Source organism: Azospirillum melinis, assembly GCF_013340935.1.
In the GTDB taxonomy this organism is placed as follows: Bacteria; Pseudomonadota; Alphaproteobacteria; order Azospirillales; family Azospirillaceae; genus Azospirillum; species Azospirillum melinis.
The window spans coordinates 17442-42337 of record NZ_WHOS01000001.1 but is presented as its reverse complement, the minus strand read 5'-3'; the positions used below and the strand labels follow the sequence as shown (position 1 = coordinate 42337).

Annotated in this window: 25 protein-coding genes; 8 read left to right on the top strand and 17 right to left on the bottom strand. The window is 66.4% G+C overall.

From position 1 onward, the window contains the following. Positions 1 to 55: 55 nt before the first annotated feature. Positions 56 to 1027 (top strand): LLM class oxidoreductase, encoded by a 972-nt coding sequence (locus GBZ48_RS00205; RefSeq protein ID WP_174469133.1) that lies wholly within the window; start codon positions 56 to 58, stop codon positions 1025 to 1027. Between the two features lie 63 nt (positions 1028 to 1090). Here the strand turns inward: GBZ48_RS00205 and GBZ48_RS00200 are convergent, their stop codons facing one another. The 9 genes from GBZ48_RS00200 to GBZ48_RS00160 form a co-directional block, all read right to left on the bottom strand. Continuing rightward, the gene (locus tag GBZ48_RS00200) at positions 1091 to 1483 is read right to left on the bottom strand and encodes a PRC-barrel domain-containing protein (protein ID WP_174469132.1); all 393 of its coding nucleotides are present in this window, start codon (positions 1481 to 1483) and stop codon (positions 1091 to 1093) included. Between the two features lie 66 nt (positions 1484 to 1549). Further along, the gene (locus GBZ48_RS00195) at positions 1550 to 2065 is read right to left on the bottom strand and encodes a DUF1269 domain-containing protein (protein WP_174469131.1); all 516 of its coding nucleotides are present in this window, start codon (positions 2063 to 2065) and stop codon (positions 1550 to 1552) included. A gap of 46 nt (positions 2066 to 2111) precedes the next feature. Continuing rightward, positions 2112 to 2714 carry an Hsp20/alpha crystallin family protein gene (locus tag GBZ48_RS00190; protein ID WP_174469130.1) on the bottom strand — a complete coding sequence of 201 codons (603 nt, stop codon included), beginning with the start codon at positions 2712 to 2714 and terminating at the stop codon, positions 2112 to 2114. A gap of 79 nt (positions 2715 to 2793) precedes the next feature. Then, a complete protein-coding gene (locus GBZ48_RS00185) occupies positions 2794 to 3243 on the bottom strand; it encodes an NADH dehydrogenase ubiquinone Fe-S protein 4 (protein ID WP_174469129.1) in 450 nt (149 codons plus the stop codon). Between the two features lie 38 nt (positions 3244 to 3281). Further along, complete coding sequence (locus GBZ48_RS00180) at positions 3282 to 3569, bottom strand: hypothetical protein (protein ID WP_246306885.1); 288 nt, start codon at positions 3567 to 3569, stop codon at positions 3282 to 3284. A 16-nt stretch (positions 3570 to 3585) separates the two neighbouring features. Then, a complete protein-coding gene (clpB, locus tag GBZ48_RS00175; RefSeq protein ID WP_174469127.1) occupies positions 3586 to 6210 on the bottom strand; it encodes an ATP-dependent chaperone ClpB in 2625 nt (874 codons plus the stop codon). 27 nt (positions 6211 to 6237) lie between these two features. Beyond that, positions 6238 to 8172 carry a molecular chaperone DnaK gene (gene dnaK / locus GBZ48_RS00170; protein WP_174469126.1) on the bottom strand — a complete coding sequence of 645 codons (1935 nt, stop codon included), beginning with the start codon at positions 8170 to 8172 and terminating at the stop codon, positions 6238 to 6240. Positions 8173 to 8202: 30 nt separating this feature from the next. Continuing rightward, a complete protein-coding gene (locus GBZ48_RS00165; RefSeq protein WP_174469125.1) occupies positions 8203 to 8925 on the bottom strand; it encodes a nucleotide exchange factor GrpE in 723 nt (240 codons plus the stop codon). Positions 8926 to 9012: 87 nt separating this feature from the next. After that, entirely contained in the window at positions 9013 to 9639 is a 627-nt protein-coding gene (locus GBZ48_RS00160; RefSeq protein ID WP_246306884.1) for an HdeD family acid-resistance protein, read from the bottom strand. Between the two features lie 448 nt (positions 9640 to 10087). Here GBZ48_RS00160 and GBZ48_RS00155 point away from each other — a divergent pair, with 448 nt between their 5' ends. The 3 genes from GBZ48_RS00155 (at position 10088) to GBZ48_RS00145 (ending at position 13865) form a co-directional block, all read left to right on the top strand. Then, complete coding sequence (locus tag GBZ48_RS00155; RefSeq protein WP_174469124.1) at positions 10088 to 11242, top strand: glutathione-independent formaldehyde dehydrogenase; 1155 nt, start codon at positions 10088 to 10090, stop codon at positions 11240 to 11242. A 133-nt stretch (positions 11243 to 11375) separates the two neighbouring features. Beyond that, complete coding sequence (locus tag GBZ48_RS37025; protein WP_174469123.1) at positions 11376 to 11705, top strand: FmdB family zinc ribbon protein; 330 nt, start codon at positions 11376 to 11378, stop codon at positions 11703 to 11705. A 156-nt stretch (positions 11706 to 11861) separates the two neighbouring features. After that, positions 11862 to 13865, top strand: coding sequence for a PAS domain-containing hybrid sensor histidine kinase/response regulator (locus GBZ48_RS00145; RefSeq protein WP_174469122.1), 2004 nt, complete (start codon positions 11862 to 11864; stop codon positions 13863 to 13865). Positions 13866 to 13912: 47 nt separating this feature from the next. Here the strand turns inward: GBZ48_RS00145 and GBZ48_RS00140 are convergent, their stop codons facing one another. The 5 genes from GBZ48_RS00140 to GBZ48_RS00120 all read right to left on the bottom strand — a co-directional run bounded on the left by GBZ48_RS00140 (position 13913) and on the right by GBZ48_RS00120 (position 19721). Next, a complete protein-coding gene (locus tag GBZ48_RS00140; protein ID WP_174469121.1) occupies positions 13913 to 15088 on the bottom strand; it encodes a potassium channel family protein in 1176 nt (391 codons plus the stop codon). A 35-nt stretch (positions 15089 to 15123) separates the two neighbouring features. After that, positions 15124 to 16317, bottom strand: a complete 1194-nt coding sequence (locus GBZ48_RS00135) for a major royal jelly family protein (protein ID WP_246306883.1) — start codon at positions 16315 to 16317, stop codon at positions 15124 to 15126. A gap of 80 nt (positions 16318 to 16397) precedes the next feature. Beyond that, entirely contained in the window at positions 16398 to 17009 is a 612-nt protein-coding gene (locus tag GBZ48_RS00130; protein ID WP_174469120.1) for a hypothetical protein, read from the bottom strand. A gap of 18 nt (positions 17010 to 17027) precedes the next feature. Then, positions 17028 to 18203, bottom strand: coding sequence for a zinc-dependent alcohol dehydrogenase (locus GBZ48_RS00125; protein WP_174469119.1), 1176 nt, complete (start codon positions 18201 to 18203; stop codon positions 17028 to 17030). A 1047-nt stretch (positions 18204 to 19250) separates the two neighbouring features. Then, the gene (locus GBZ48_RS00120) at positions 19251 to 19721 is read right to left on the bottom strand and encodes a DUF305 domain-containing protein (protein ID WP_174469118.1); all 471 of its coding nucleotides are present in this window, start codon (positions 19719 to 19721) and stop codon (positions 19251 to 19253) included. A 185-nt stretch (positions 19722 to 19906) separates the two neighbouring features. Here GBZ48_RS00120 and GBZ48_RS37020 point away from each other — a divergent pair, with 185 nt between their 5' ends. Both GBZ48_RS37020 and GBZ48_RS37015 read left to right on the top strand, forming a co-directional pair. Next, entirely contained in the window at positions 19907 to 20704 is a 798-nt protein-coding gene (locus GBZ48_RS37020; protein ID WP_246306882.1) for a hypothetical protein, read from the top strand. 89 nt (positions 20705 to 20793) lie between these two features. Then, positions 20794 to 21180: a hypothetical protein gene (locus GBZ48_RS37015; RefSeq protein WP_246306881.1), complete on the top strand. Its 387-nt coding sequence runs from the start codon at positions 20794 to 20796 to the stop codon at positions 21178 to 21180. Positions 21181 to 21199: 19 nt separating this feature from the next. On the opposite strand, the gene GBZ48_RS00110 is transcribed toward GBZ48_RS37015, so the two are convergent. Further along, a complete protein-coding gene (locus tag GBZ48_RS00110; RefSeq protein ID WP_209798176.1) occupies positions 21200 to 21787 on the bottom strand; it encodes a hypothetical protein in 588 nt (195 codons plus the stop codon). Positions 21788 to 21892: 105 nt separating this feature from the next. Here GBZ48_RS00110 and GBZ48_RS00105 point away from each other — a divergent pair, with 105 nt between their 5' ends. Beyond that, the gene (locus GBZ48_RS00105; RefSeq protein WP_174469117.1) at positions 21893 to 22528 is read left to right on the top strand and encodes a Crp/Fnr family transcriptional regulator; all 636 of its coding nucleotides are present in this window, start codon (positions 21893 to 21895) and stop codon (positions 22526 to 22528) included. 127 nt (positions 22529 to 22655) lie between these two features. Next, positions 22656 to 22907, top strand: coding sequence for a hypothetical protein (locus GBZ48_RS00100; RefSeq protein WP_174469116.1), 252 nt, complete (start codon positions 22656 to 22658; stop codon positions 22905 to 22907). Positions 22908 to 22980: 73 nt separating this feature from the next. Here the strand turns inward: GBZ48_RS00100 and GBZ48_RS00095 are convergent, their stop codons facing one another. Both GBZ48_RS00095 and GBZ48_RS00090 read right to left on the bottom strand, forming a co-directional pair. Further along, a complete protein-coding gene (locus tag GBZ48_RS00095; protein ID WP_174469115.1) occupies positions 22981 to 23172 on the bottom strand; it encodes a hypothetical protein in 192 nt (63 codons plus the stop codon). Between the two features lie 16 nt (positions 23173 to 23188). Beyond that, on the bottom strand, positions 23189 to 24880 hold the full coding sequence (locus tag GBZ48_RS00090; RefSeq protein ID WP_174469114.1) for a cbb3-type cytochrome c oxidase subunit I: 1692 nt from the start codon (positions 24878 to 24880) through the stop codon (positions 23189 to 23191). Positions 24881 to 24896: the final 16 nt, after the last annotated feature.

The following is a 24896-nucleotide window of genomic DNA, read 5'->3' as shown; positions in this document are numbered from 1 at the left end:
GGTTCCCCGGACCAAAGACTGGTCGGAAGTAACGTCACCTTGGTAAGGAGCTGCCATGCTGGAGGCGAACACGACGGCCCGGCCGGGCGATTCGAAGGGCTTCCGCAGGATGTTCGCGCCGGGCCGGTTGACGCTCGGCGTTTTCTTTCCGATCGAGGCCTTTCAGCGCGACGAGCCGAGCATGCGCGATCAGGAACGCCTGGCCAAGCGGGCCGAGGAATTGGGCTTCGCCGCGCTCTGGGTGCGGGACGTGCCGTTGCGCGACCCGTCGTTCGGCGACGTCGGACAGATCTACGACCCCTGGGTCTATCTGGGATGGATCGCGGCGCAGACGCGCGACATCGCGCTCGCCACCGGTTCCATCGTCCTGCCCCTGCGCCACCCATTGCACACGGCAAAGGCGGCCGCTTCGGTGGATCGGCTTTCCGGCGGTCGCCTCGTGCTCGGGGTCGCGTCCGGCGATCGACCGGTCGAATTCCCGGCGTTCGGCGTCGACATGGACAGGCGGGGCGTCCTCTTCCGCGAAAACCTCGCCGTTCTGCGCACCGTGCTCGCCCAGAACTTCCCCCGCATCCAGTCCTCCTATGGCGTGATGCAGGGGACCGCCGACCTCGTGCCGAAGCCGGTCGGCGCGCTGCCGATCCTGATCACCGGCACCAGCCGGCAGAGCCTGGAATGGATCGCCGGGCATGCCGACGGCTGGATCACCTACCCGCGATCCCTCGCGCAACAGGCGGAGCACGCCGCGCACTGGCACACCACCGTAGAAGCCGTGAGGCCGGGGGTCTTCACGCCGTTCGTGCAATCGCTCTACATCGACCTGACCACGGATCCCGACCACCCTGCCCAGCCGATCCACCTGGGTTTTCGCGGCGGCCGGAACGTCCTGCTTCAATTCCTCGCCGCGTTGCGCCGGGCGGGCGTAAACCACGTCATTCTCAACGTCAAATACGGCACGCGTGACGCGGCCGAGGTGATCGATGAAATCGGCCGGAACGTGCTCCCACATCTCAACGCCGCCCCGTGAGGATTGATCGCGAGGGTCATGGATCGGGATCGCCGGCATGGCTTTCACCGGCGGCTGGGCGGATCAACTGACGTACTTGAATTCCGGCAGCTTCTTGAGTTCATCCTTCGACGCTCCCGGCAGCGTGATCTTCTTGCCGGTTTCGTCCAACTGCAGATCGCTGAACGGGACGGCCACCAAGTGGGCGCCGATGCCGAGGAAGCCGCCGACCTCGAGCACCGCGAAGAGCACCTTGTCCCGTCCGATGATGATGTCGTCGACGGAGCCGATCTTCTCGTTCTTCTCGTTCACGACCGACGTACCGGTCAGCTTGCTCGCGCGGTAGCCCGCAGCGACGGCCTTCACGTCAACGACGACCAGTGCGACGGCTTGCGACAGCGCCGGCAAGGGGGTTTGGACGGCCAGAACGGCGGCGGCGAGCCCCGCTGCCGCCAGAATGCTCCGGAACGGTTTCATTGCTGCTCTCCCGAGTTTGTGTGGACATTGGGCGATACTGCCGGCGGGCGATACTGCCGGCGACCGTCAGGCGGCCTGCTGCATGGTTTGGTTCCGCGCCTCGCCCATGAGGGCGGCCTGGATCTTTTCCTCCTGCTCCTTGGGCAGGGAGGTGCGCAGAACCTTGCCGCCGTAGCGGCTGATCTCGGGCAGGACCTTGTCCAGCCTCGCTTCGCGGACGAGGATGAACAGCGCCGAGGTGCCGGGTTCGAAAGCTTCGCCGAGTTCGCGCATGAAACCATCATCGATGCCGATGTCGGTGAGCGCGCCCGCCAAGGCGCCGCTGGCCGCGCCGGCGGCAACCCCGAGCAGCGGGTTCAGGAACAGCATGCCGACCAGCAGGCCCCACAGGCTTCCGGAGGCGATGGATGCCGGCATGATGTTGTAGGTCTGGTTCAGCCGGACCTCGCCGTCCTTGGTCTTCGTCACGACAACCGCGTCTTCCAGATCGACCAGGTACTCCTTCTGCAGACGCAGGAGTGTCGAACGGACCTCCTCCGCCTTGGACTCGTCGTCGTACGCGATGACGATCAGGTCGCTCATGGCCTTCTCCCTTCCGATGATGGGGTGTTCGACGTGCAGATGCGCGTTACCGGGTGCCCGCACCGGCCTTGGATGCCGGTTCCTCCTGGGGTGCGTTGGCGGTGCGCATTTCGTCGGCGGCGCTCTTCAGCGTCTGTTCCGAAGCGCCCGGCTGTCCGGCCCCCTTGACCTCGATGCGGCTCGTGCGCGGCTGAAGTTCCGTTGGCTTCGGCAGGGCGATCGTCAGCACGCCGTTCTCGAAATTCGCCTGGACCTGTCCGGGGTCCACCTTGAACGGCAAGCGGATGTTCCGGACGAACGCCCCGTAGGCGCGTTCCACGAGGTGGAAATGCTCCTGGCCCTCGTCGCGCACGACCCGCTTCTCGCCGCGGATCGTCAGCAAATCCTCGGTGGCCGTGACTTCGACGTCCTGCGGATCGACGCCGGGAAGCTCGGCGCGGACCTTGATGTCGCTCTCGCTCTCGCTGATGTCGATGCGCGGCGCCATGATCGCCGGGGTCTCTGCCGTCTGCACGAGCGCACCGCCGCCGCGGGCGGCCTCGCCAAGCAGACGGCCCATCTCGCGCTGGAGCATCGAGAAGGGGTCGGCGCCCGACCATGGAAACGGCGAGCCTGCGAAGAGCGATGGAAGTTGGGAACGCTGCGCCATGGCTGTCCTCCTTGCCGTTGACTTGTTTCTTTGAAATGAATATTCCAAAGTTCCAAACAAATAAGTCCCATGCGAACCTTCAACGAATACCGATCGGTCGACGACTTCCCGGTATATCGTCCTTCCACTTCTTTGCACTTTGAATGGGACCGGCGAGTTCGTACTTGAGGTTGTCGGCGTAATTCTTCGCGGTTATCTTCTTCTTCGGCGGTTCATCAACCTGATAGCGCCAGCCGTGCCGCTCGGCGAAGGACACGGCGCTGTTCAGATCCGGAAAGAAGAGCTGGATGTGGCTGAAGGGGGCGGCGCTCCCGGTCCAGCCCGTGACCGGATCCGGAAACGGCGGGTCGGTCGGCTCGAACTCCAGAACCCACTGCTTGCGGCCGGGCCCCGATTGCGTGACGGAGGGGGACGGCCGGTGGATGTAGGCCATCGGCACGGCGGTCGTCGCGGGCAGCGACACGCCCGGCATGGTCGGCGGCCTTCGCCAAAGGTTGTGATCGCGTGGGTGCGGCAATCCAAAAGCCATGCCTTTCCTCCGCCTTCTGCAGCCGGCCCTTGCGCTTGCTAGACAGTGTCGAAGATCGTGTCGAAGCGCGTGACGTCGTAAAACCTGGTTGAGGGCGGATCGTCCATGAGGTGGGCGATCCGTTGCCAGAGCTTCAGCACATCGGGCATGGCCGCCTCGGCGCTCCACACCGAGTCATGGATGGCGATGACCACGACCTCGCCGTCGTCCCCCTGAAGGGCGACCCAGTGCCTCAGACCCTTCAGGGCATGAATGTCGGCCTTCATCCCGTCCCGCAGCCGGAACCATTCGTCCCTGGCTCCCAGCTTCAATCGGAACCGCGTCATCCGGGCGTACATCCTGTCACTCCGCAGCGTTTCGAGACGGCTGCTCCATCGCCCCGTCACCATGCTGCGGCGGCTCGATGAGCAGGCCCAGTTCCGTGGCGGTGACCCGGACCGTATCGCCGTCGCGGACTTCGCCGCGCAGGATCATCTCGGCGAGCACATTCTGCAGTTCGCGCTGGATCACCCGCTTCAAGGGCCGGGCGCCGTACACCGGATCGTAGCCGGCGTCGGCCAGCCATCGCTTCGCCGCGTCGCCCACCTGCAGCACGACCTTGCGGTCGTCGAGCAGCCGTTGCAGCCGCTGGAGCTGGATGTCGACGATGCCGCCCATGTCCTCGCGCGAGAGGCGGCGGAAGATCAGGACCTCGTCGAGCCGGTTCAGGAACTCGGGCCGGAACGCCGCCCGCACCGCCTCCATCACCCCGGCGCGCACCGTGTCGACGTCCTGGTTCTCCCCCAAGGTCGCCAGATACTCGCTGCCGAGGTTGGAGGTCATCACGATCAGCGTGTTGCGGAAGTCGGCCGTGCGCCCCTGCCCATCGGTCAGGCGCCCGTCGTCGAGCACCTGGAGCAGCACGTTGAAGACATCCGGATGCGCCTTCTCCACCTCGTCGAACAGGACGACCTGATAGGGCCGGCGCCGCACCGCCTCGGTCAGGCTGCCGCCCTCTTCGTAGCCGACATAGCCTGGAGGGGCACCGATCAGGCGGGCCACGGAGTGCTTCTCCATGAACTCCGACATGTCGATGCGCACCATCGCATGCTCGTCGTCGAACAGGAATTCGGCCAGGGCCTTGGTCAGCTCGGTCTTGCCCACACCGGTCGGGCCCAGGAACAGGAAGGATCCCATCGGCCGGTTCGGATCCTGAAGCCCGGCGCGGGCGCGGCGCACCGCGTTCGAGACCGCGACGATGGCTTCGTCCTGCCCGATGACACGCCGCCTCAGCGCGCCCTCCATGTGCAGCAGCTTCTCGCGCTCGCCCTCCAGCATCTTGTCGACCGGGATGCCGGTCCAGCGGGACACGACGGCGGCGATGTGCTCGGCGGTGACCGCCTCCTCGAGCATCTGCTGGTCGCCTTGCGCCTCGGCGTCCTTCAGCTTGCTTTCGAGATCGGGAACGATGCCGTAGGCGAGTTCGCCCGCGCGGGCCCAGTCGCCGCGCCGCTGCGCCTGCTCCAGTTCGATGCGGGCTTGGTCGAGCCGCTCCTTCAGCGTCCGCGCCCCGGCGAGCTTCTCCTTCTCCGCCCGCCACTTCGCCGTGAGTTCGGCGGAATTCTGCTCCAGCTCGCCGAGCTCCTTCTCCAGCCTCTGCAGGCGCTCCCGCGAGGCTGGATCGCTCTCCTTCCTGAGCGCTTCGCGCTCGATCTTCATCTGCACGATGCGGCGGTCGAGCTCGTCGAGCTCCTCGGGCTTGGAATCGACCGCCATGCGAAGCCGCGAGGACGCTTCGTCCATCAGGTCGATGGCCTTGTCGGGGAGGAAGCGGTCGGTGATGTAGCGATGCGACAGCGTCGCCGCGGCGACGATGGCGCTGTCGGTGATGCGCACGCCGTGGTGAACCTCGTATTTCTCCTTGATGCCGCGCAGGATGGAGATGGTATCCTCCACCGTCGGCTCCCCGACGAAGACGGGCTGGAAGCGCCGGGCCAGGGCGGCGTCCTTCTCGATGTGCTTGCGGTACTCCTCCAGCGTGGTGGCGCCGACACAGTGCAGTTCGCCCCGGGCGAGCGCCGGTTTCAGCATGTTGGAGGCGTCCATCGCCCCGTCCGTCTTTCCGGCGCCGACCAGCGTGTGCAGTTCGTCGATGAAGAGGATGACCCCTTCCCGGCCAGAGGTGACTTCCGACAGGACCGCTTTCAGCCGCTCCTCGAACTCGCCGCGGTACTTGGCCCCGGCCAACAGGGAACCGAGGTCGAGCGACAGCAGCTTCTTGTCCTTCAGGCTTTCGGGCACATCGCCCTTGACGATGCGCTGCGCCAGGCCTTCGACGATGGCGGTCTTGCCGACGCCCGGCTCGCCGATCAGCACCGGGTTGTTCTTGGTGCGGCGTGCGAGAACCTGGATCGTGCGGCGGATCTCCTCGTCGCGGCCGATGACGGGGTCGAGCTTGCCGTCGCGCGCTACGGCCGTGAGGTCGCGCGTGTACTTCTTCAGCGCGTCGTACCCGTCCTCGGCCGAGGCCGTATCGGCGGTGCGGCCCTTGCGGATGTCCTCGATGGCCTTGTTGAGGCCCTGGGCGTTGACCCCCGCCGAGGCCAGCGCCTTCGCGGCCGGCGTGCCCGCGGCGGCGGCCAGCGCCAGCAGCAGCCGCTCCACGGTGACGAAGCTGTCGCCGGCCTTCTGCGCCAGCTGCTCGGCGGCCTCGAAGACGCGCGCCAGTTCCGGCGCCATGTAGACCTGCCCGGCGCCGGCCCCTTCGACGCGCGGCAGCGTGTCGAGCGCGGCGTCGACGGCTGAAAGCGCTGCCTTCGGGTCGCCTCCGGCCGTGCGGACGAGGTTCGCACAAAGCCCTTCCGAATCCTCCAGCAACACCTTGAGCAGGTGCTCCGGCGTCAGGCGCTGATGGCCGCGGCTCACCGCCAGCGTCTGTGCCGACTGGAGGAAACCCTTCGCCCGATCGGTGTATTTTTCGAGGTCCATGGCTGCGGTGCTCCTTTCCCGTGGCACTCAGCCGCGCTGCCGGTTCTGGTCGTCCACTTCCTCGAACTCGGCGTCGACGACGCCCTCATTCCCGCCACCGGACGGGCCGGCGTTGGCGGCGGCGGCCTGTTCCGCCGCGCTGCGCGTGCCGGTGTCGGCGGCGGCACGGTGGATCGTCTCGCCGAAGCGGGTGAGCGCCTGCGAGAGCGTGTCGATCCGCTGCCGGATGCGGTCGATGTCGTCGCCACCGACCACCTCGCGCAGGGCGTTCAGGGCATCTTCCAAGGGCTTGCGCTCCGTCTCGCCCACCCGGCTGCCATGCTCCTGCAGCTGCTTCTCGGCCGTGTAGATCGCAGCGTCCGCCTGGTTGCGGACATCGACCAGTTCGCGCCGCCTCTTGTCCTCCTCGGCGTGCGCCTCGGCATCCTTGACCATCCTCTGGATGTCGGCCTCCGACAGGCCGCCCGAGGCCTCGATGCGGATCTGCTGTTCCTTGCCGGTCGCCTTGTCCTTGGCGGTCACCGAGACGATGCCGTTGGCGTCGATGTCGAAGGTCACCTCGATCTGCGGCATGCCGCGCGGTGCCGGCGGGATGCCGACCAGATCGAACTGGCCGAGCAGCTTGTTGTCGGCGGCCATCTCGCGCTCGCCCTGGAAGACGCGTATGGTCACCGCGGTCTGGTTGTCCTCGGCGGTCGAAAAGACCTGGCTCTTCTTCGTCGGGATGGTCGTGTTGCGGTCGATGAGCTTCGTCATCACGCCGCCCAGCGTTTCCAGGCCGAGCGACAGCGGAGTCACGTCGAGCAGCAGGACGTCCTTCACCTCGCCCTGGAGCACGCCCGCCTGGATGGCGGCGCCGATGGCGACGACTTCGTCCGGGTTGACGCCCTTGTGGGGCTCCTTGCCGAAGAAGTCCTTGACGACCTCCTGCACCTTCGGCATGCGGGTCATGCCGCCGACCAGGATCACCTCGGCGATGTCCGCCGCCTTGAGGCCGGCGTCCTTGAGCGCCGCCCGGCAAGGCTCGACGGTGCGCTGCACGAGATCGTCGACCAGGGCTTCCAGCTTGGCACGGGTGAGCTTGACGTTGAGGTGCTTGGGCCCATGCTGATCGGCGGTGATGAAGGGCAGGTTGACGTCGGTCTGCACCGTCGAACTGAGCTCGATCTTCGCCTTCTCCGCAGCTTCCTTGAAGCGCTGGAGCGCCAACCGGTCATTGCGCAGGTCGATGCCCTGCTCCTTTTTGAACTCGTCGGCCAGATAGTCGATGATGCGCTTGTCGAAATCCTCGCCGCCGAGGAACGTATCGCCGTTGGTGGCCCTGACCTCGAAGACGCCCTCGCCGATGTCGAGAACGGAAATGTCGAAGGTACCGCCACCCAGATCGTACACCGCGACCTTGCCCTGGCCCTTCTTCTCGAGGCCATAGGTCAGCGCGGCCGCGGTCGGCTCGTTGATGATGCGCAGCACCTCGAGCCCGGCGATCCGGCCGGCGTCCTTGGTCGCCTGGCGTTGACTGTCGTTGAAATAGGCGGGCACCGTGATCACCGCCTGCGTCGCCTTCTCGCCGAGGTAGGCTTCCGCGGTCTCCTTCATCTTCGTCAGGATGAACGCACTGATCTGGCTCGGGCTGTACTTCTTGCCCTGCGCCTCGACCCAGGCGTCGCCGTTGTCGCCCGGCACGATCTTATAGGGGACGAGGGCCTTGTCCTTCTCCGTGATCGGGTCGTCGTAGCGGCGGCCGATCAGGCGCTTGATCGCGAAAATGGTGTTCTCGGGATTGGTGACCGCCTGCCGCTTCGCCGGCGTGCCGACGAGGATTTCGCCTTCCCTGCCGAACGCCACGATGGACGGCGTGGTCCGCATCCCCTCGGCGTTCTCGATGACCTTGGCCTGGCCGCCCTCCATGACGGCGACGCACGAGTTCGTGGTGCCGAGATCGATTCCGATGACTTTTGCCATGTCGTCCTCCGGCGTGTTCTGTCCCGGTTGTCAGAAATCCATACCGCCCGGGCCGGTATGTTGATCGGATGGCGCGGTGCCGTTCCCGGCGACACCGACCAGCGCGGGGCGCAACAGACGCTCATGCTGGGCGTAGCCGGGTTGCAGGACCTGCGCCACGGTGCCGGCCGGCAGCCCGCTGTCCTCCATTTCGAACATCGCTTGATGGCGATGGGGATCGAACGGCTCGCCGGGAGCCGGATCGATCCGGAGGATGCCGTGCTTCGCAAAGGCGTCGAGCAGCGCCTTCTCGGTCGCCACGAGGCCGGCCATGAGGTTCTGGACCCACAATTCGGCCGCGGCGAACTCCATCGGCACGCTCTCGATGGCGCGTCGGAGGTTGTCGGCCGACGGCAGCACGTCCCGCGCGAACCCCGAGGCGGCGAACCGCACCGCGTCCTCACGCTCCCGCTCGGCCCGGCGCCGCATGTTCTCCTGCTCCGCCAGCGCGCGCAGAAACCGGTCCTTGAGGTGGGACGCCTCGCTTTCGGGCCGTGGGACGGCATCATCGCCGTCCCCATCGTTGCCGTCCCTGTCTCTGCCGGTGCCTTCGGCTTCGGGAGTGGCGGCTTCGGGAATGGCCCCTCGTTCGCCACGAACGGGCGTCCAGGCCGGCGGGTCGCTCGCGGGGAAGGACTCGGCGGACGCCTCGTCGACACGGTCCACGGGAGGCTCGTCCGGCATGGCATCGGTGCGTCTCGGGTCAGGGATCATGGGTGCGCCACCTCGGCCGGGTATGGAATGGGAATGGGGAGTTGGGGGTCGGTTCTTTCTCAGGCACTCGGCCTCTCAGGCACCCTTTCAGGCACCCTGCGGCACCGCTCCGCGCGGCTCGTTCCGGTGTCCTCTGAGCCGGAACGCCAACACGATCAGCGCACCGCCGAAGACGAGCGCGTAGGCGCCGAGCCACCACGTCATGACCACCGCGCCCTCGACCGGTGCCACGAAGAGCAGGACGCCCCAGACGATGGACACCAGACCGCCGAACCCCAGCCACCATTTGCCATGCGACGTCCGCAGGCGGACGGCGGCGGCGATCATCATCACACCCGAAACGACCGCCCAGGCGCCGCCGAGCCAGACGAAGGCAAGAACGGTTGCGATCGGCGCGACGACGGCGACCAGCCCCGCCGCGAGGTCGATCACCCCTTCGAGGATAAAGGGCCACCATCGCTCGTGGCGGGTGGCCGCGCGCACGCCGGCGACGATGGCGAACACGCCGTCGACCAGCATGTAGGCGGCGAAAAGCAGAACGAGGGAAGCGATCGTGGCGCCCGGAAGCAGCAGCGCGATCAAGCCGAACAGGACGGCGCATACGCCGCGCAATGCCATCGCCCACCAGTTCCGGGCCAGCATGGCGCTCATTGCCCCGGACTTCGCGGGCCCGGAATTGGGAAAGGCGGTGTCTGCGCCGAAAGTCGTGCCCATCGCAGCTTCCTCTCACGGACTGATGACGGATCCGGTTCTCAATCCCGGTGACGCCGGCTTGGTGACGCCGGGTGCCCCGCCCGGGCAGCCCCGACACAGTCGAAGGCTCCCGTATGGAGGGCTTATGCGAGGCGGATTATGCCTCTGCATCGTTTTGCCGCCTTGACGGTCATCAACTTTCCGTCGTTCGCCGTCGCCCGTCCGGACGATTTTCTCGGTCTCGGCACAGCCCCCCAACATGGTGCGCTCCGGAACGCCCGATGCGCGCGGCATCTTGAGTGCAGAGTGGCGAAGGCCCGTGAACCGAGGCGGGCCGGTAGACCCTGAAGCGGTGAGCGGGAATCGAGCCGCGCTACGGAAACTTCCTCAGGGAACGTCCGGGTAGATCGATGGCAGGCTGCGCGACACTCTTCCTATCGACCATGCAGCTTCAGGTCGGGAGAACGAGATGAGAGCAGTTGTCTATAACGGACCGCGCGATGTCGCGGTACAGGACGTGCCCGATGCGCGGATCGAGCGACCGACCGACGTGCTGGTGCGGATCACGAGCACCAACATCTGCGGCTCCGACCTGCACATGTATGAGGGCCGGACCGACTTCCCGAAGGGCGGCGTGTTCGGGCACGAGAACCTCGGGCAGGTGGCCGAAGTGGGCGACGCCGTCGATCGGGTGAAGGTCGGGGACTGGGTCGCCATCCCTTTCAACATCGGCTGCGGATTCTGCAAGAACTGCGAGCGCGGCCTGAGCGCGTTCTGCCTGACCACAGCGGATCGAAGCGTCATGCCGAACATGGCCGGCGCCGCGTACGGCTTCGCCGACATGGGACCGTATCGGGGTGGCCAGGCCGACCTTCTGCGCGTTCCCTACGGCGACTACAATTGCCTGAAGCTGCCGCCGGACGCGGAGGAGCGGCAGAACGACTATGTGATGCTGGCCGACATCTTTCCGACCGGCTGGCACGTCACCGAACTCGCAGGACTGCGTCCCGGCGAGTCGGTCGTCATCTACGGGGCCGGGCCGGTCGGCCTCATGGCTGCCCACGCGGCAATGATCAAGGGCGCCTGCATGGTCATGGTCGTCGACCGTCACCCCGACCGTTTGCGCCTCGCAGAATCAATCGGGGCCCTGCCTATCGACGATTCCAAGGGCTCCCCGGTGGACCAGGTCCTTGCGTTGACGAACGGCATCGGCGCCGACCGCGGCTGCGAGTGCGTCGGCTACCAGGCGCACGACCCGGAGGGCCACGAGCACCCCAACATGACCATGAACGACCTGGTCAAGTCGGTGAAATTCACCGGCGGCATCGGCGTCGTCGGCGTCTACGCGCCGGAGGACCCGGCCCCACAGGACCCGCTCTACAAGCAGGGCGAGATCGTTTTCGACTACGGCCTCCTGTGGTTCAAGGGGCAGACCATCGGCACCGGCCAATGCAATGTGAAGGCATATAACCGGCAACTGCGCGACCTCATCTCGACCGGCCGGGCGAAGCCGTCCTTCATCATCTCGCATGAGCTGCCGCTGCAAGAGGCGCCGAACGCCTACCAGCACTTCGACGCGCGCGACGATGGCTGGACCAAGGTGGTCCTCAAGCCCGCCGCCTGAACCAGCCGGGCCGGGCGGGCAGCCGCTCGCCCGGCCTGTCCGCCATCCCGCCGGATGGGTTCCAAGCAGGTTTTCCCAGCCCGGACCATCTGTGGCCCGATCTGGGAAAACCTGCTTATCGTGAGGAGACGTCATGCCGATCTACGACTATGCGTGCGAAGCTTGCGGGCCCTTCACGGCGATGCGGCCCATGGCACAGTTCCGGGATCCATGCGCCTGCCCGGAATGCGGGGCCGCAGCACCGCGAACGATCCTCAACGCACCAGCCATTGCCGGCGGCAACCCGGGCGGCCGCATTGCCCACGCCGCAACCGACCCGAGCGGGACCTCCCAACACCGGGCTGCGGCTGCGCATCCCGCCGGCTGTGGCTGTTGCGCGCGCCGCTTGCCGCTGCCAAGCGCTCTGTCCACGGGCGGACGGGTGTTCACGTCGCACGGGCCGGTTCGACGCAGCGGACAATAGCCGGGGAAGGGCTGTTGTCGATGACGAGCGGCACCGTCGCTGTGCAACCGCGGTTGATCCGCCCGAGATCCTGACGATCGGAGAGAACGATCTTGCTCGTTGAAACACGCCAACGCCGTTGACATGAGTTTTCTCGTTTCTGCATTAGAGCACAGCATGACCTTCTGGGCCGCCTTGACCGGCGTAATGGTGGGGGGCATCCCGGCCGTGGCGCTCGGGTGGACGCTGGCCCGTCTTTCGAACAGGCGGCACGAGGCAATGCGGCACGCACGCGCCATGCAAGCCGTCTCCTCGGCGGAACGGCGATCTGCCGCGATCCTCGAAAGCACGACCGACAGCGTCTATGAGGTGGACCGTGACTGGCGCATCACCTTCATCAACAGGCGCGCGCGCCATCTCCTGGCGCAAGGGCGCGATTTGACCGGACGCCTTCTGTGGGAGGAGTTTCCGGACGCCCGTGACACACCGTTGTGGGAGAACTACCAGCGTGCCATGACCGAGCAGGTTCCGGTCGAGTTCGAGGTGTTCTATCCGCCGCTTGGCGGTTGGTATGCAGTGCGTGCGTTCCCGTCCTCCGCGGGGCTGGCGGTGTATTTTCAGGACGTCACCGAACGCCGGCGGTTGACCGAGGAACTGCGGGGCCACGAGGCGCTGCTCGACCGCGTGCTGGAAACCTTGCCGGTGGGTGTGATCATCCTGGACTCCGCCGGGATGATCCGGCGCGCCAATCCGGCCGCGCAACAGATCTGGGGCGGCCTGCTCGCCATCGGCATCGATGATTTCGGACAATACCGGGGTTGGCGGGACAATACGGGCGAGCGCATCGGGGCGCAAGATTGGGCCGCGGCCCGGGCCATCACGCATGGCGAGACGGTGCTCGACGAGGTGATCGCCATCGAAGCCTTCAACGGTCGCCGTAAAACCATTCTCAATTCGGCTCTGCCGGTTCGTGACGCAAGGGGGGCCATCATCGGCGCCGTGTCGGTGATGGAGGATGTTACCGATCGCTTCCAGGCGGACCAGGCGCTGCGCCGGGCGAAGGCGGAGGCCGACCAGGCCCTTCTCTCCAAATCCAGGTTCCTGGCCGCAGCCAGCCACGACCTGCGCCAGCCCATGCAATCGCTCTTCCTGTTCTCGGCGGCACTGGCACCGCACGTTGCCGACGAGCGGGGGCGGCACGCCCTGGCGCTGCTCGACCGCGGGCTGGAGACGCTCAAGGCCCTGCTCGACAGCCTGCTCGACGTGTCCCGCCTGGACTCCGGTGTGATCGAGCCGCAGGTCGGCGACGCACCGCTCGGTCCGATTCTCGACGACATCGCAGCAGCCTACGCGCCGGTGGCCCAGGCCAAGGGGGTGGCGTTCGAGATCGAGCAGTCGTGCTGCCTGGTCGTCCACACCGACCCGATGCTGCTCGGTCGCATGATCCGCAACATGGTCGAAAATGCCGTGCGCTACACCGATCACGGAAGCGTCCGCATCAAGTGCGCCGTCACCGGCGGCTCGGTCCGCATAGAGGTGAGCGACACCGGGATCGGCATCCCGCCCGGCCATCTGGAGCGCATCTTCGACGAGTTTCATCAAGTCGGCAATCTCGAGCGCGACCGCAGCCAAGGCCTTGGCCTCGGGCTGGCGATCGTGCGGCGCCTGTCGCTGATCCTCGCCCTGCCGGTCCAGGTGACGTCGGAACTCGGCCAGGGCTCGAATTTCTCCGTCGACGTGCCCCTCGGCGACGGCGACATGGAACTCTCGGGATCGCCCTGTGCCCCGGGGCCGGCTCACGCTCCAGGTCTGCTCGCCCTGGTCGTCGACGACGATGTCCTGGTGCTGACGGGACTGCAGGCCATACTGCAGAACTGGACCTATGACGTGATCACCGCCGCCTCCGGCGACGAGGCGGTGGAGCGCGTGCGGGATGCCGGCCGGCTGCCGGACATCGTCATTGCCGACTACCGGCTGCGCAATGGCGAGGTCGGCCCCCAGGTCATCCAGCGTCTTCGCGACGTTGCCGGAGTGTCCGCCCCGGGAATCATTCTCACCGGCGAGACCGGCCCCGAACACCAGGAGGAAGCCGCCCTGCACGGTTTCGAACTCGTGCACAAGCCGTTGACCCCAAAGCAGTTGCATGATGCTCTGGAGCGGACGTTGCACGGGGCGCGATAACATGGCGGCGCTTTCCCGGCATGCTATTCGGCCTTCTATTCGGCCTTCTATTCGGCGACGTGCAGGCGGAACCGGGAGCCGTTCGGGCCGCCCTTCGATCCAAGACCGCTGATTGCCGTGTCGATCTCCTCGATGCTGTAAGCCATCGAGGGTGCCAGGTTCGTGATGTGATGGTCCCACTTCATTCGGCAGGAGATGTAGGCCTCGGCACCGGCCTGCCCGTCGGCCGCGACCTGGATCCCCGCCTGCCGAAGCCGCTGCAGGGCAGCGTGGTAGCGTGCTCGCCAGAGGTCCCGGGTCCGCTGGTCCGGTTGGGCCTCACGGTCCGGCGCCCCATGGGGAAGGAAGCTGTTCTCCAGGGAGGTGACCAGCATCATCGATACCTCCCGGAGTTGCACGACGGCTCCCGCCTGCTTCAACCAGCGGTATTTCTGATCGTCCAGGGCGCTCTCGATCAGGCTCACCGTGTCCAACGCGACCAGCGTGGAACGGGACACCGAGTGGTAGGGATCACTGAAGCGGAAATAGAACAGCACCGGGTAGAAGTGGTGGGCCTCCTTGGCCTGGGTCATCCCGACGCCGAGTTCCGACAGGTTCGTGTAGCCGCTGCTGAACTGCCCCTCGGGTCCGAGACGCGCCAGCAATTCGGCGGCATCCCCTGTGCACCCCGAGAGGAAATGGAAGTTCATCGCCAGCACGTTGCGCCGCTGGAGCGCCGTATAGACCTGCATCAGATAGGTCAGCGTCAGCGACATCACCGACATGCCGATCAGCGAGTTGAACAGGAAAAGCAGCCGCATGGGGCTGGTGTGCGGAGTGAAGTCACTTGCCCCGACGATGGCCATGCTGGTCCCCCCGGCATACATCGCGGTGACGAAGTCGGTGGGGGTCTCGCCGTTGGTGGCGCGGATGGAGGTGCCGAGTTCCGGGTGCATGATCAACGCCGCCCCGAGCGTCAGCCCGAGAGCCCAGACCCCGACCAGCAGCACGAGGATGACCGGACCACAGAAGGACAGAACGGTTCCCCGCCTGGAACCGGGCCTGGAATTGGGCCCGGAGCCGGACAGCGTTGAGGCTTTGACGAAGAAGGCCCAGACCAACCGCCCGACCCCGGCTCCGATGATGCTGGTGCCGAGCCGGGCGTAGAGCACGGTCAGAAAGATATCGAGCAGGATGATCAGGATCAGCAGTATCCCAAGGCCCTGCTCCAGTCTTCCCATCATGGCAGCCTCCCATCATCCCGACCGCCCCATCGGGGTCATTGGGGCAGCCCGGCAGGGCCGGCCGCCGTCCCGTTCAGCCTTTCCCCGTTTGGCCCTGGCTCGATGCGCCACAGCTGCGTCTCGAGACGGGGGCCGGTCTCGGGTTTGAACCAGCTCATGTCCTGAATGCGGGAACTGGTGACGTAGATGATCCCGTCAGGTCCCTCCGAGAATGTGTCGGGCCAGCGCAGCCGTTTGTCCTGTACCAGGGTGGCGATGCGATCCCCGTCACGGACCTTCACCGCATCCTGCTCGATCGCGCTCAGATAAATCCGCCCTCGCCCGTCGATCCAAAGACCGTCCGTCGGCTCGGTTTCGGCGACACGCTCCACGTGGGCCTCGAGATCCTTCCCGGACAGGCGCGGGTTTTCCAAGGCATCCGTCCTGATGCGATAGAGAGTCCGGCCGGTCAGCGCCTTCCAATAGAGCGTGCGTCCATCGGGAGAGAGCGCGATGCTGTCGGCGGCGAACTCGACCCCGCGCCCGTCGGGCCGGCGCAACTCCCGCCCATCGGTCTTCACCACCACATCCTTTTCCGGCTGGGTGCTCGGGTGGCCGCTAAGGACGCGTCGAGCCGTGCCGCTCTGCAGGTCCACGACAACGAGAGCCCCCTTGGCCCCGGCATCGGTCAGGTAGGCGTGCCGGCCATCCGGCGAAAACCGCACATCGTTCAGGTAGCTGCCCTGAGGGGCAACCGTCTCGTCGAAGCGGATCACCTGTGCGACCCTGTTCGTCTTCAGATCGATCCTGACGAGCTTGGGTCCGCCCTGCACGACGGCTGCGGTGGCCGGCGCGGCCGGATCGACGACCCAGAGATTGCCATGCGCATCGGCCACGACGCTCTGGACGCACACGAAGTGATCCCCGGCCGACATCTGGTTCTTCCTGGCATTGCGCCAGGAGTTCCAGACGTCATCCGGGTAGGGCCTGATGTGGCCGTCGCGCGTCACCTCGGCGACCGAGACCGGTGCATCCTCCGTCCAGCGCGGGAAGTTGACGAAGATGCGCCCATCCTTCGAAACGGTTACCCCGGTCACCTGGTGTTCGAAGCTGGCAACCTGCTGCAGATGCGCCGTCCCCTGAGAGGGTGCGGCACTCTGCTGCGCCGTGGATGTGCAGGCGGATGTACCGGCCAGGAGCGCTCCGAAAAGCAGGGTCACCGTTGCGAGCCCTTGCATGTTCATCTCCATCGCGGGACCATGATCCTGTGGGCTGCGGCGGCCGTCTCACGGCGTGAACACCGCTCGGAGGCCGCCACATCGTCAATTGTTCAGTGCGGCCGTGCCTTCTCCTGCGCCTTCTCCTGGGGGGCACGATCGGACACCGCTGCGAGGGTTGGTACGGCCCGCATGTCCGGAGGCACTTTGAAATCCCTGGCTGCCCCTCGCGCCGCCTGGACACCCTGCGGGAAGCCCGTCCGATCCCGGTAGGAGCGCGGCCGGCCATGGGGGCGGCTGTGGCGGGCTGTTACCCCCTGCGCGCCGATGATGTCGAGCAGCGTCACCCCCAGCACCGCCGCAAGAGCGATCCCGACATTGTCGCGCTTGGGATTGTCATGCCGCATGGCCGTCATCAGGGTGGCGATGTCGAGCCCATCCCCGGCCACCCGGCTCCACAATCCGAGATGCTTGTCGGGCGAGAGCGAAACGATGCCGTGCCCGAGTTCACGGACACCATAGGCCCGGACCAGGGCTTCCTTGCCCTCCATGCCAAGCGCCCGGGTGATGCGCTTCGCCGCGAACAGCTCCGCCAGGCCGAGCCCGATGCTGTACCAGCCGAGTGCCCGGGCCAAACGGTCGGCCGCTCCCAGCGAGCTGGGGCCGGAGTGGAGGACCTTCGGGTCGCCCTTGGACCGGGCGATGTTCGAGATGCTGTAAGTCATGTCTTCTCTCCCCGGTCTTTAGGGTTTCAGGACGACCTTGATGCAGCTGTCCTGCTTGTCGCGGAACACCTTGTACATCTCGGGCCCCTCCTCGAGGCTCACACTGTGGGTGATGACGAACGACGGATCGATCTGCCCCTCCTCAATGCGGCGCAGCAGGTCGTCGGTCCAGCGGTTGACGTGCGTCTGGCCCGTCCGGATGGTCAGCCCCTTGTTCATCAGCTGGCCCATCGGGATTTTGTCGACCAACCCGCCATAGACACCCGGGATCGAAATCACCCCGGCCGGGCGGCAGACGTAGATCATCTCGCGGAGGACGTGCGGCCGGTCGCTTTCGGCTCCCACCATCTGCTTGGCGCGGTCGTAGACCGTATCCGGCATGGAGGGCGAGACATGGGCTTCCATCCCGATGGCGTCGATGCACTTCTCCGGGCCCAGGCCGCCGGTGAGCTCGTTCAGACGCTCGACCACGCTCTCCTCGTCGAAGTTGATGGTGATGGCACCGCCGGCTTCCGCCATTTCCAGGCGTTCCGGCAGATGATCGATGGCGACCACCTGCTTGGCGCCGAGGAGGACGGCGCTGCGGATCGCCATCTGACCAACGGGACCGCAGCCCCAGATCGCAACGGTGTCGGTCGGTTGGATGTCGCACTGCACGGCGGCCTGCCAGCCGGTCGGGAAGATGTCACCGAGGAAGAGAACCTTCTCGTCCGGGATTCCATCCGGCACCTTGATGTGCGTCGCGTCGGCGAAGGGAACGCGGAGATATTCGGCCTGCCCACCGGGATAGCCGCCGGTCAGATGCGTGTAGCCGAACAGGCCCGCGGTCGGGTGGCCGAAGACCTTGTCGGCAAGATACTTCTTGCGGTTGGTGGCCTCGCACACCGAGAAATTGCCGCGTTTGCACTGGTCGCACTGGCCGCAGATGATCGTGAACGGAACCACCACCCGGTCGCCGACCTTGAGCTTGTGCCTGGCCTCCGGCCCGACCTCGACGACCTCCCCCATCATCTCATGTCCCATGATGTCGCCGGGCAGCATCGCCGGGATGAAGTTGTGAAACAGGTGCAGGTCCGAGCCGCAGATGGCGCAGCTCGTCACCTTGACGATGGCGTCGCGCGGCTGCTCGATTTCGGGGTCGGTGACGGTATCGCAGCGGATGTCTTCCTTGCCGTGCCAAACCAAGGCTCGCATGCTTCCCTCCTTTATTCTGCCTATTCTGCCGGGGTGCAGAGCCCTGCGCTTCCGGAAATGCTTTGGCCCAAAGGGCAGTTCTCTGCGGGGGTGGTTCTGTCGGATTGCAAACCCTCAAACCTGAGCGGGCCTGACCACGTTCGTAGGGATGGTTCCTAAGGGAACCTCCGCGCCGGCGACCTCTAACATCCATCGGTTGATCACAGCGGCCCCTACCCTCAGCCGACGCCGCAAGCCGCACCGCATCAGGCACAATCTTGGCTATACGCCGCTGCATAACGAAGCCGATTGGATGCGCGTGCCCTGGCCGGAACTGGCAATCGCACCGCAGGCTCTACGGGAACATGCAAACCATTGGTTTGCGGTATATCCAACCCGCTGCACCAGCTGATGTGCGACTTGCAAGCGAAGCTCGATACACTGGAAGCTGCGCTCCCCTACTTCGCCTCCAGTGGTTCTGCCCGACGATCTGGCTGCCCTCTATCGGGAGCGGATCGCCGATCTGGGGGCAATACTGGAGGACCGGACCACCGGATCGAAGCGCGTGACCGGCTGAGTCCGCTGATCGAGCGGGGGGCGGTGCGTTTCAGCACTGGCGATACCCACGGCGTCGAGCTCGAGTTAGAGGGCGACTTGGTGGCGTTGCTCAGCCTCGGGCCGAGCCCGAACGCACCGAAGGCCGGCGCTGCGGGAGCGGCCGGCCTTCGGGAACAGGTACGTTCGGTAATGGTGGTTGCGGGGGCGCGCAACCACCGAGAATTGCGGCTGCCACCGATCAACGTTTGACGCCAGGACCGAGTGCAGAATGCTCTGACGATGAGGAAGTTTCGGTCCAGCGCCCGACTGGGGAGCGACTGAACTTCTCCTCCTAGCGATGTGTGGCTTGCGGCCATCGGCAAGCGTGAGCAGACCAAACTTCGCCGCCCCCCTAAGAAGGCGCGCGTGGCGTTCGACCCGATCCGTGGATCGCCGGAGCCGAGCGCGCCCTGGAGTTCGTCCGAACCCTCCGCCTGGACCAACGCGGGGACATCAGACAAGTCGCCGCCATCAGCTCTGGGGCGGCTTGGCCGGATGGCGGGCAAGCCAGCGGTCGAGTTGCCGGATTTCCTTTTCCTGGTCCGTGATCATCTTCCTGGCCATCTTCTGGAGCTCGGGATCGCGCCCGTTCTGGAGTTCGACCCGCGCCATGTCGACAGCACCCCGGTGATGCTCCCGCATCATGGAGGCGAAGTCGTGATCGGTATCGCCGGTCATCGGCTGCGCCATCATGGACTGCTGCATCTTCTGCATCGACCCCGTCATCGCCTGTGAGCCCGGGGAGTTGGACATCGAGCCCCCCTGCACCATGCCCTGATGTGCCTGCGTTCCCTGCTGCATGGCCGTGCCCTGCTGGGCGGTCATGCCGGTCGTCGTCGGTTGACCGGTGGTCTGCTGTGTCGGCGCGCAAGCGGCGGTCAGGGCCGCGGTCAGCACGGCAATCGTCGGAAGAATGGCGGACGTCTTCGAGCGCTGTGGCATGAGAGGTCTCCCGGAGGCAGGTGGGGATGCGTGGCAGCACCCTACGAGCAACCGGGGCCGATGCCTCGGCGTTCCCGCCCGGTCAGCTATCGACTCGGATCCCGTCGTGAGGCCTCCCCCGAGTTGCGATGGAGGGGGGTGCTGCTTTACTCTGGGTTCAATCACCTCGAGCGAAGGAGCCTTCCTTGTCCGACCCGATGCGCGCGTTGATCCAACGCTGGCGTGAGGATGCCGGCGCGACGTACCAGACCTGGTTTCTCTGGGACGAGCGGGTGAAGAACTTCCGGTCGATCCGCCGCGGCATCCAACAGGTCGTGAGTGACATCGAGGCCGGCACCTTCGGCAACGCCTATCGCGGCTCGTCGCTGGAGACGGTGGTTCACTCGATCGCCGAGCAGCGCCAGATCTTCAAGGGAGCCGACCACGCTTTCCTGTGGAAGCCCAAGCTGCGCATCCCGGACATCTATGAGAACCCGGACAACCAGCGCGCCTTCGGGCGGCTGCTCGACGCCTGCGTCTGCTGCACCGTCGAGGCGCAGATCCTCGCCGTCATCCGGCAGATCGACGCCAGGCAGATCAAGGGGCTTGGGCCGGCGGTGGCGAACCTGCTGTACTTCCTGCATCCGACCCTGGTGCCGCCCTTTAACACGGCCATCGTCAACGGCTACAACGCCCTGACCGGCGCCAAGGTGAAGCTTGGCCGGTGGGACGAGTTCCTGGCGATGCGCCAGGGCATCCTGGCGCTGAATGCCGAATACCGCGACCTGTTGTCCAACGATCTCGGGGCCATCGGCGGACTGCTGTTCGACGTCGGCTCCGCACGCTACGCCGCGCCGCCGCGCACCAACGATGCCGCCGCCCGCTCCGCGTGGGAAGCCGACCTCGCCAAGCTGCGTGAGGAGAAGCGCCAAGGCTTCCAAGGCTGCGGCCGCCGAGCGCGAGGGCGACCGCACGCACACCGAGATCCAAGGCTGGCTGCGTGATCTGGGCAAGGCGCTGGGCTATGACGTGTGGATCGCCGCCAATGACCGCAGCCGGGCCTACGACGGCGGCAAGCTCGGTGAGGGCTGCCTTGAGCGGTTTGCCGGAGGCGATCGAGAAAGCGCCCGGAGCCGACACCATCCGGCTCATCGACGTTCTGTGGCTCGACCGGGGCAAGGCGCATGTCGCCGCCGCCTTCGAAGTCGAGCACTCGACCTCGATCTACTCGGGCGTCGTCCGCATGCTCGATCTGGCGCTCGGCACCGAGGCAGATGCCCTGGAAGGGATGTTCCTGGTGGCGCCGAACGGCCGCGAGGACGAGGTCCGTGCCCAGTTGACCCGGCCGGCGTTCAGCCGCGTCGCCGACCTCCAGGTGCGCTACCTGCCATACGGCGAACTCGAGAGCCACCGGGAGTCCATCGCCCGCTTCGGCTCCGGCATGAAGGCCATCAACGCCATCGCCCGGACCCTGGTCTGAACGGATTGTGGTTCTGCCATCAGTGGTGGACTTCACCTTTCGCCATGGCGAGGTGGTGCATCTGGTGGTGGCCGCCCTGGGCCATGATGCCGATGAACCCAAGCCCCCGGATATGGGACGTCTGCCTGGGGTCCAGGGCGGTGACGGTCAGCACGACGCCGGTCGCCGCCGGCTCGGCCTTGACTGTCCAGCCGTTCACACCATCGATCTCGTGAGCATGCGCCGGTACCATCCTGCGGATCGCCTCCAGGGTCCGCCCATCACCGGTGACGGTGTAGCTGGCGCCGCCGTTCACCAGCGTCGCGACAGCCGTCGCGTTGAGCGTCACTTCGTTCATGTCGACGAGGTGCCGGCGTAGCGCCTCGATGTCCACCCGGGTCCAATCCGTGGCCGGGTCGGCCTCCAGGATGCTGACGATCTCCTGAATGGTGCCGAAGGCATCCTGGCCGGGCATGGTCGGGACCGCGCTCGGTGGAGACACGGGTGCGTCAGCATGCCGGGCGGCATGATGGGTGGCGTGGTCCATCGGCATGGCGGTCTGAGCCGCGGCGCTCCCAAGCCCGACAGCGGTGGCGAGGGCGAGGGTGACGGCGGTGCGGATCGGCATGGAATCCTCCGGGTTGCTGAACTCCTCGGACGGTAGCCGGGCGCCCTGCACCGCTATATGATTGTAATCATATGGCAGAGAATTCCGGGTGAGGCGGTTTTGAGAATGCCGGGGGCAAGCGCATGGGTCGGGCTCGTCGAACCGCAGCGGCTCCATCGTCGATGTCTGAAGCTTGGTGAAGCCTTGTTCCGGCAAGGGGATGCGACCGTGGCGGTCTTCCATGTCGAGCAGGGCCGGGTGCGCCTCGTGCGGCATCTCGAGGACGGTTCGTCGGTGACGCTGCACGTTGCCCGCGCCGGCGAGAGCTTTGCCGAGGCCGCCCTGTGGGCGGAGGCCTACCATTGCGATGGCGTCGCCGAGGCGCCCTCGGAGGTCATGGTGATCCCCAAGCCGGATCTGCTCGTCGCCCTGGAGGACAATCCCCAAGCCGCGCTTGCCCTGGCCCGTGGGCTTGCCGCTCATGTCCGCGACCTGCGTAGCCGGCTGGAACTGCGGAACATCCGGTCGGCGTCGGAGCGGGTTGTGGCGTGGCTTCGGCTCCAAGTGTCGGGCGATCCGCCGATGGTGCGGCTCGACCGGCCTTGGACGGAGATCGCCGCCGAGATCGGACTGACGCACGAGGCCATCTACCGGGCCTTGGCCGTCTTGGAGCGTACGGGGCGGCTCGTCCGGGAGAACGGGGTGGTGACGCTCTCCGCCGGTTCAGGAACGATTGAGGGCGCTGCCCGAAAGGATCGGTGACGGACCGGGCGCCGCCGTACCGTTGCCCAGTCGCCAACCGGGGCCGCCCGTGTTGGAATACCGGGCGCCGTTCAGGCGTTGATCAGACAGCCCGTGCTCTCGCGGGCTGCAAAACGGGAGGAACACCATGCTCAGGAACGTCGCTTTGGCAGCCGTCTTCGCCGTCGCCCTGACCGGTCCGGCGCTCGCGAACAGCTGTCCCAAACACATGGCCGCCATCGACCAGGCCCTGGCGGCCAATCCGAAGCTGAGCACTGACCAGATGACGCAGGTGAAGAAGCTCCGCGCCGATGGCGAGACGTTCCATAAGCAGGGCAAGCATGCCGAGTCGGAGGCGACGCTCGCCCAGGCCGAAACCATCCTCGGCATCAAGAAGTGACATAGGGTGCCATGGGGGCGGAGCGATGCTCCTGCCCCCGTGGCGCCAGCTTGTGGCGCAGTCGCGCAGCGGTTCAGCCCCTGGGCGCCTTCCGGCTGACGGCGACCAGCACCCCGGCGAGTATCAGGAACAGCACCGCGCCGCCGCCCCAGACCCGGACGTAGCCGGGCATCCCGAGACTGGGGATCAGGGCGTAGACGGCGGCGAGCACCGCCCATACGGCGGCGATGACGACCACGAGCCAAAGCTCTTCATTCATTTTCATGGCGATTCCCCTGCGCTCAGTGGCCGTGCCCGCCACCGATGGCGATGATCGGCGACGACTGGATCAGTTGGAATGCAACGATGGTGAAGACATACATGGCGGCGACCAGCGCCGCCACCGACAGCGGACCGGTCCACGCCGGGGCCGCGCCGACGCCGCGCGACCCGGTCCGCCAGTCGACCACCGGCGCTTGCTCCAGGGATGGGCGTAGCGACAGCATCGTGCGGACGACGCCGTAGACGCTGACCGAGAGGGCGATGGCGAAGATTGTGGCGCCGATGCCGACCAGCGCCATCAGCACTGGCCATGCCGCCGGGGCTATGCCGTCGTAGCCGATGTCGAAGACACGCCGCGGCACACCCATGAACCCGGCGGCGATGCCTGCCGCACCGAAGACCAGCAGGCCGATGGTCACGAGGGCCGGCATGCACCGCAGCAGCTCCGGACGCCACAGGGTGCCTCCGCCAAGCGCCGGCAGGATCACCATCAGCGCCGCCAGGAAGGTCTGGGTCAGCACGCCGACCGCGAAGAAGTGAAAATATCCGGGGACGAAGAAGGTGTCGGACAACATCGGCGCCAGTTTCTCCTGGATCAGGACGAAGGCGAAGGTGATGCCGAGCATCATGTTCACCACCGCCCAGCCCATGTTCGCCATCGCCGGGTTGCGCCAGGGCAGTCCCCGCATCCAGCCGAAGAAGCCGGTCGCGCCGTGCGCCCGGGCGCTCGCCTCCAGCGAGGAGACGATGATCGCGAAGGCCGCCAGGGTCGGGACGGAGACGAACAGCGACAGCAGCGAGCCGATCACCCGGACGCTCTCCGACAGGTTCGGTTCCAGGAACATGTGGTAGAGGCTGGTCGGCGGAACGAAGACCAGATAGGCGGCGAAGACGATCTTCGACAGGCGGGCACCGTGGATGGATTTCACCCCGGTCAGCTGTTCGCTCAGCACGTACCACACCAGCACGGTCGCCATCAGCGGCAGGTAGTGCAGGTTGTGGAACAGGATGTGCCATTCGGTGCCATGGTCGGCCGGGAAGGGGCCGGCACCGAGCGACCAGAGCAGGCCGGGAAGAAAGGCGTTGGTCGCTGCGATGGCGCTGACCACCAGGAAGCCGGCCCAGGCGAACAGGGCGAAGCCGATGGAGGTGAACTCGCTGGCCTCGCCGCGCAGCCGAGGCTGGAGCACGGTGGCGATGCCGCTGACGGCGGAAGCGACCAGCCCTGCCGAAAGCAGCAGGTAACCGAGCGCGAAGAACCCGACAGAGCGCGGATCGTCCGCGGCAAGCTCGGGGCTGCCGTCGTAGAGCAGCGGCGTTCCGGTGGCGGAGATCCACTCGCTGGCGCCAAAGCCCGCCAGCATCAGGGTGGCCCCAGTCCAGGCGAGGGGGCGCAGGGCGAGACCCCGGCCGTTCTCTGCCGCGGCCAGCACCAGCATCAGCACTGCCTGGATCAGGTAGAGCCAGTAGAAGAACACGGACACGCCGTGCAGGGTCAGGAGGCGGTAGGCGTCATCCGGGAAGAAGGCAAGCGCCCCGGCGCGGGCGAGCGCGGTCACGAAGCCGCCAACCAGGCCGAGCACGAGCGCCAGCAGAGCGGCGCCGAACAGCAGCGCGAGGAGGGCTTTGTCGGTACCCGGCAGAGCGGCAACCCGAGCCGTGAGGCGCGAGCGCGAGCCCACCCGAGCGACGGAGGTCGAAATACTGTCCATGGTGGATGCTCCCCGG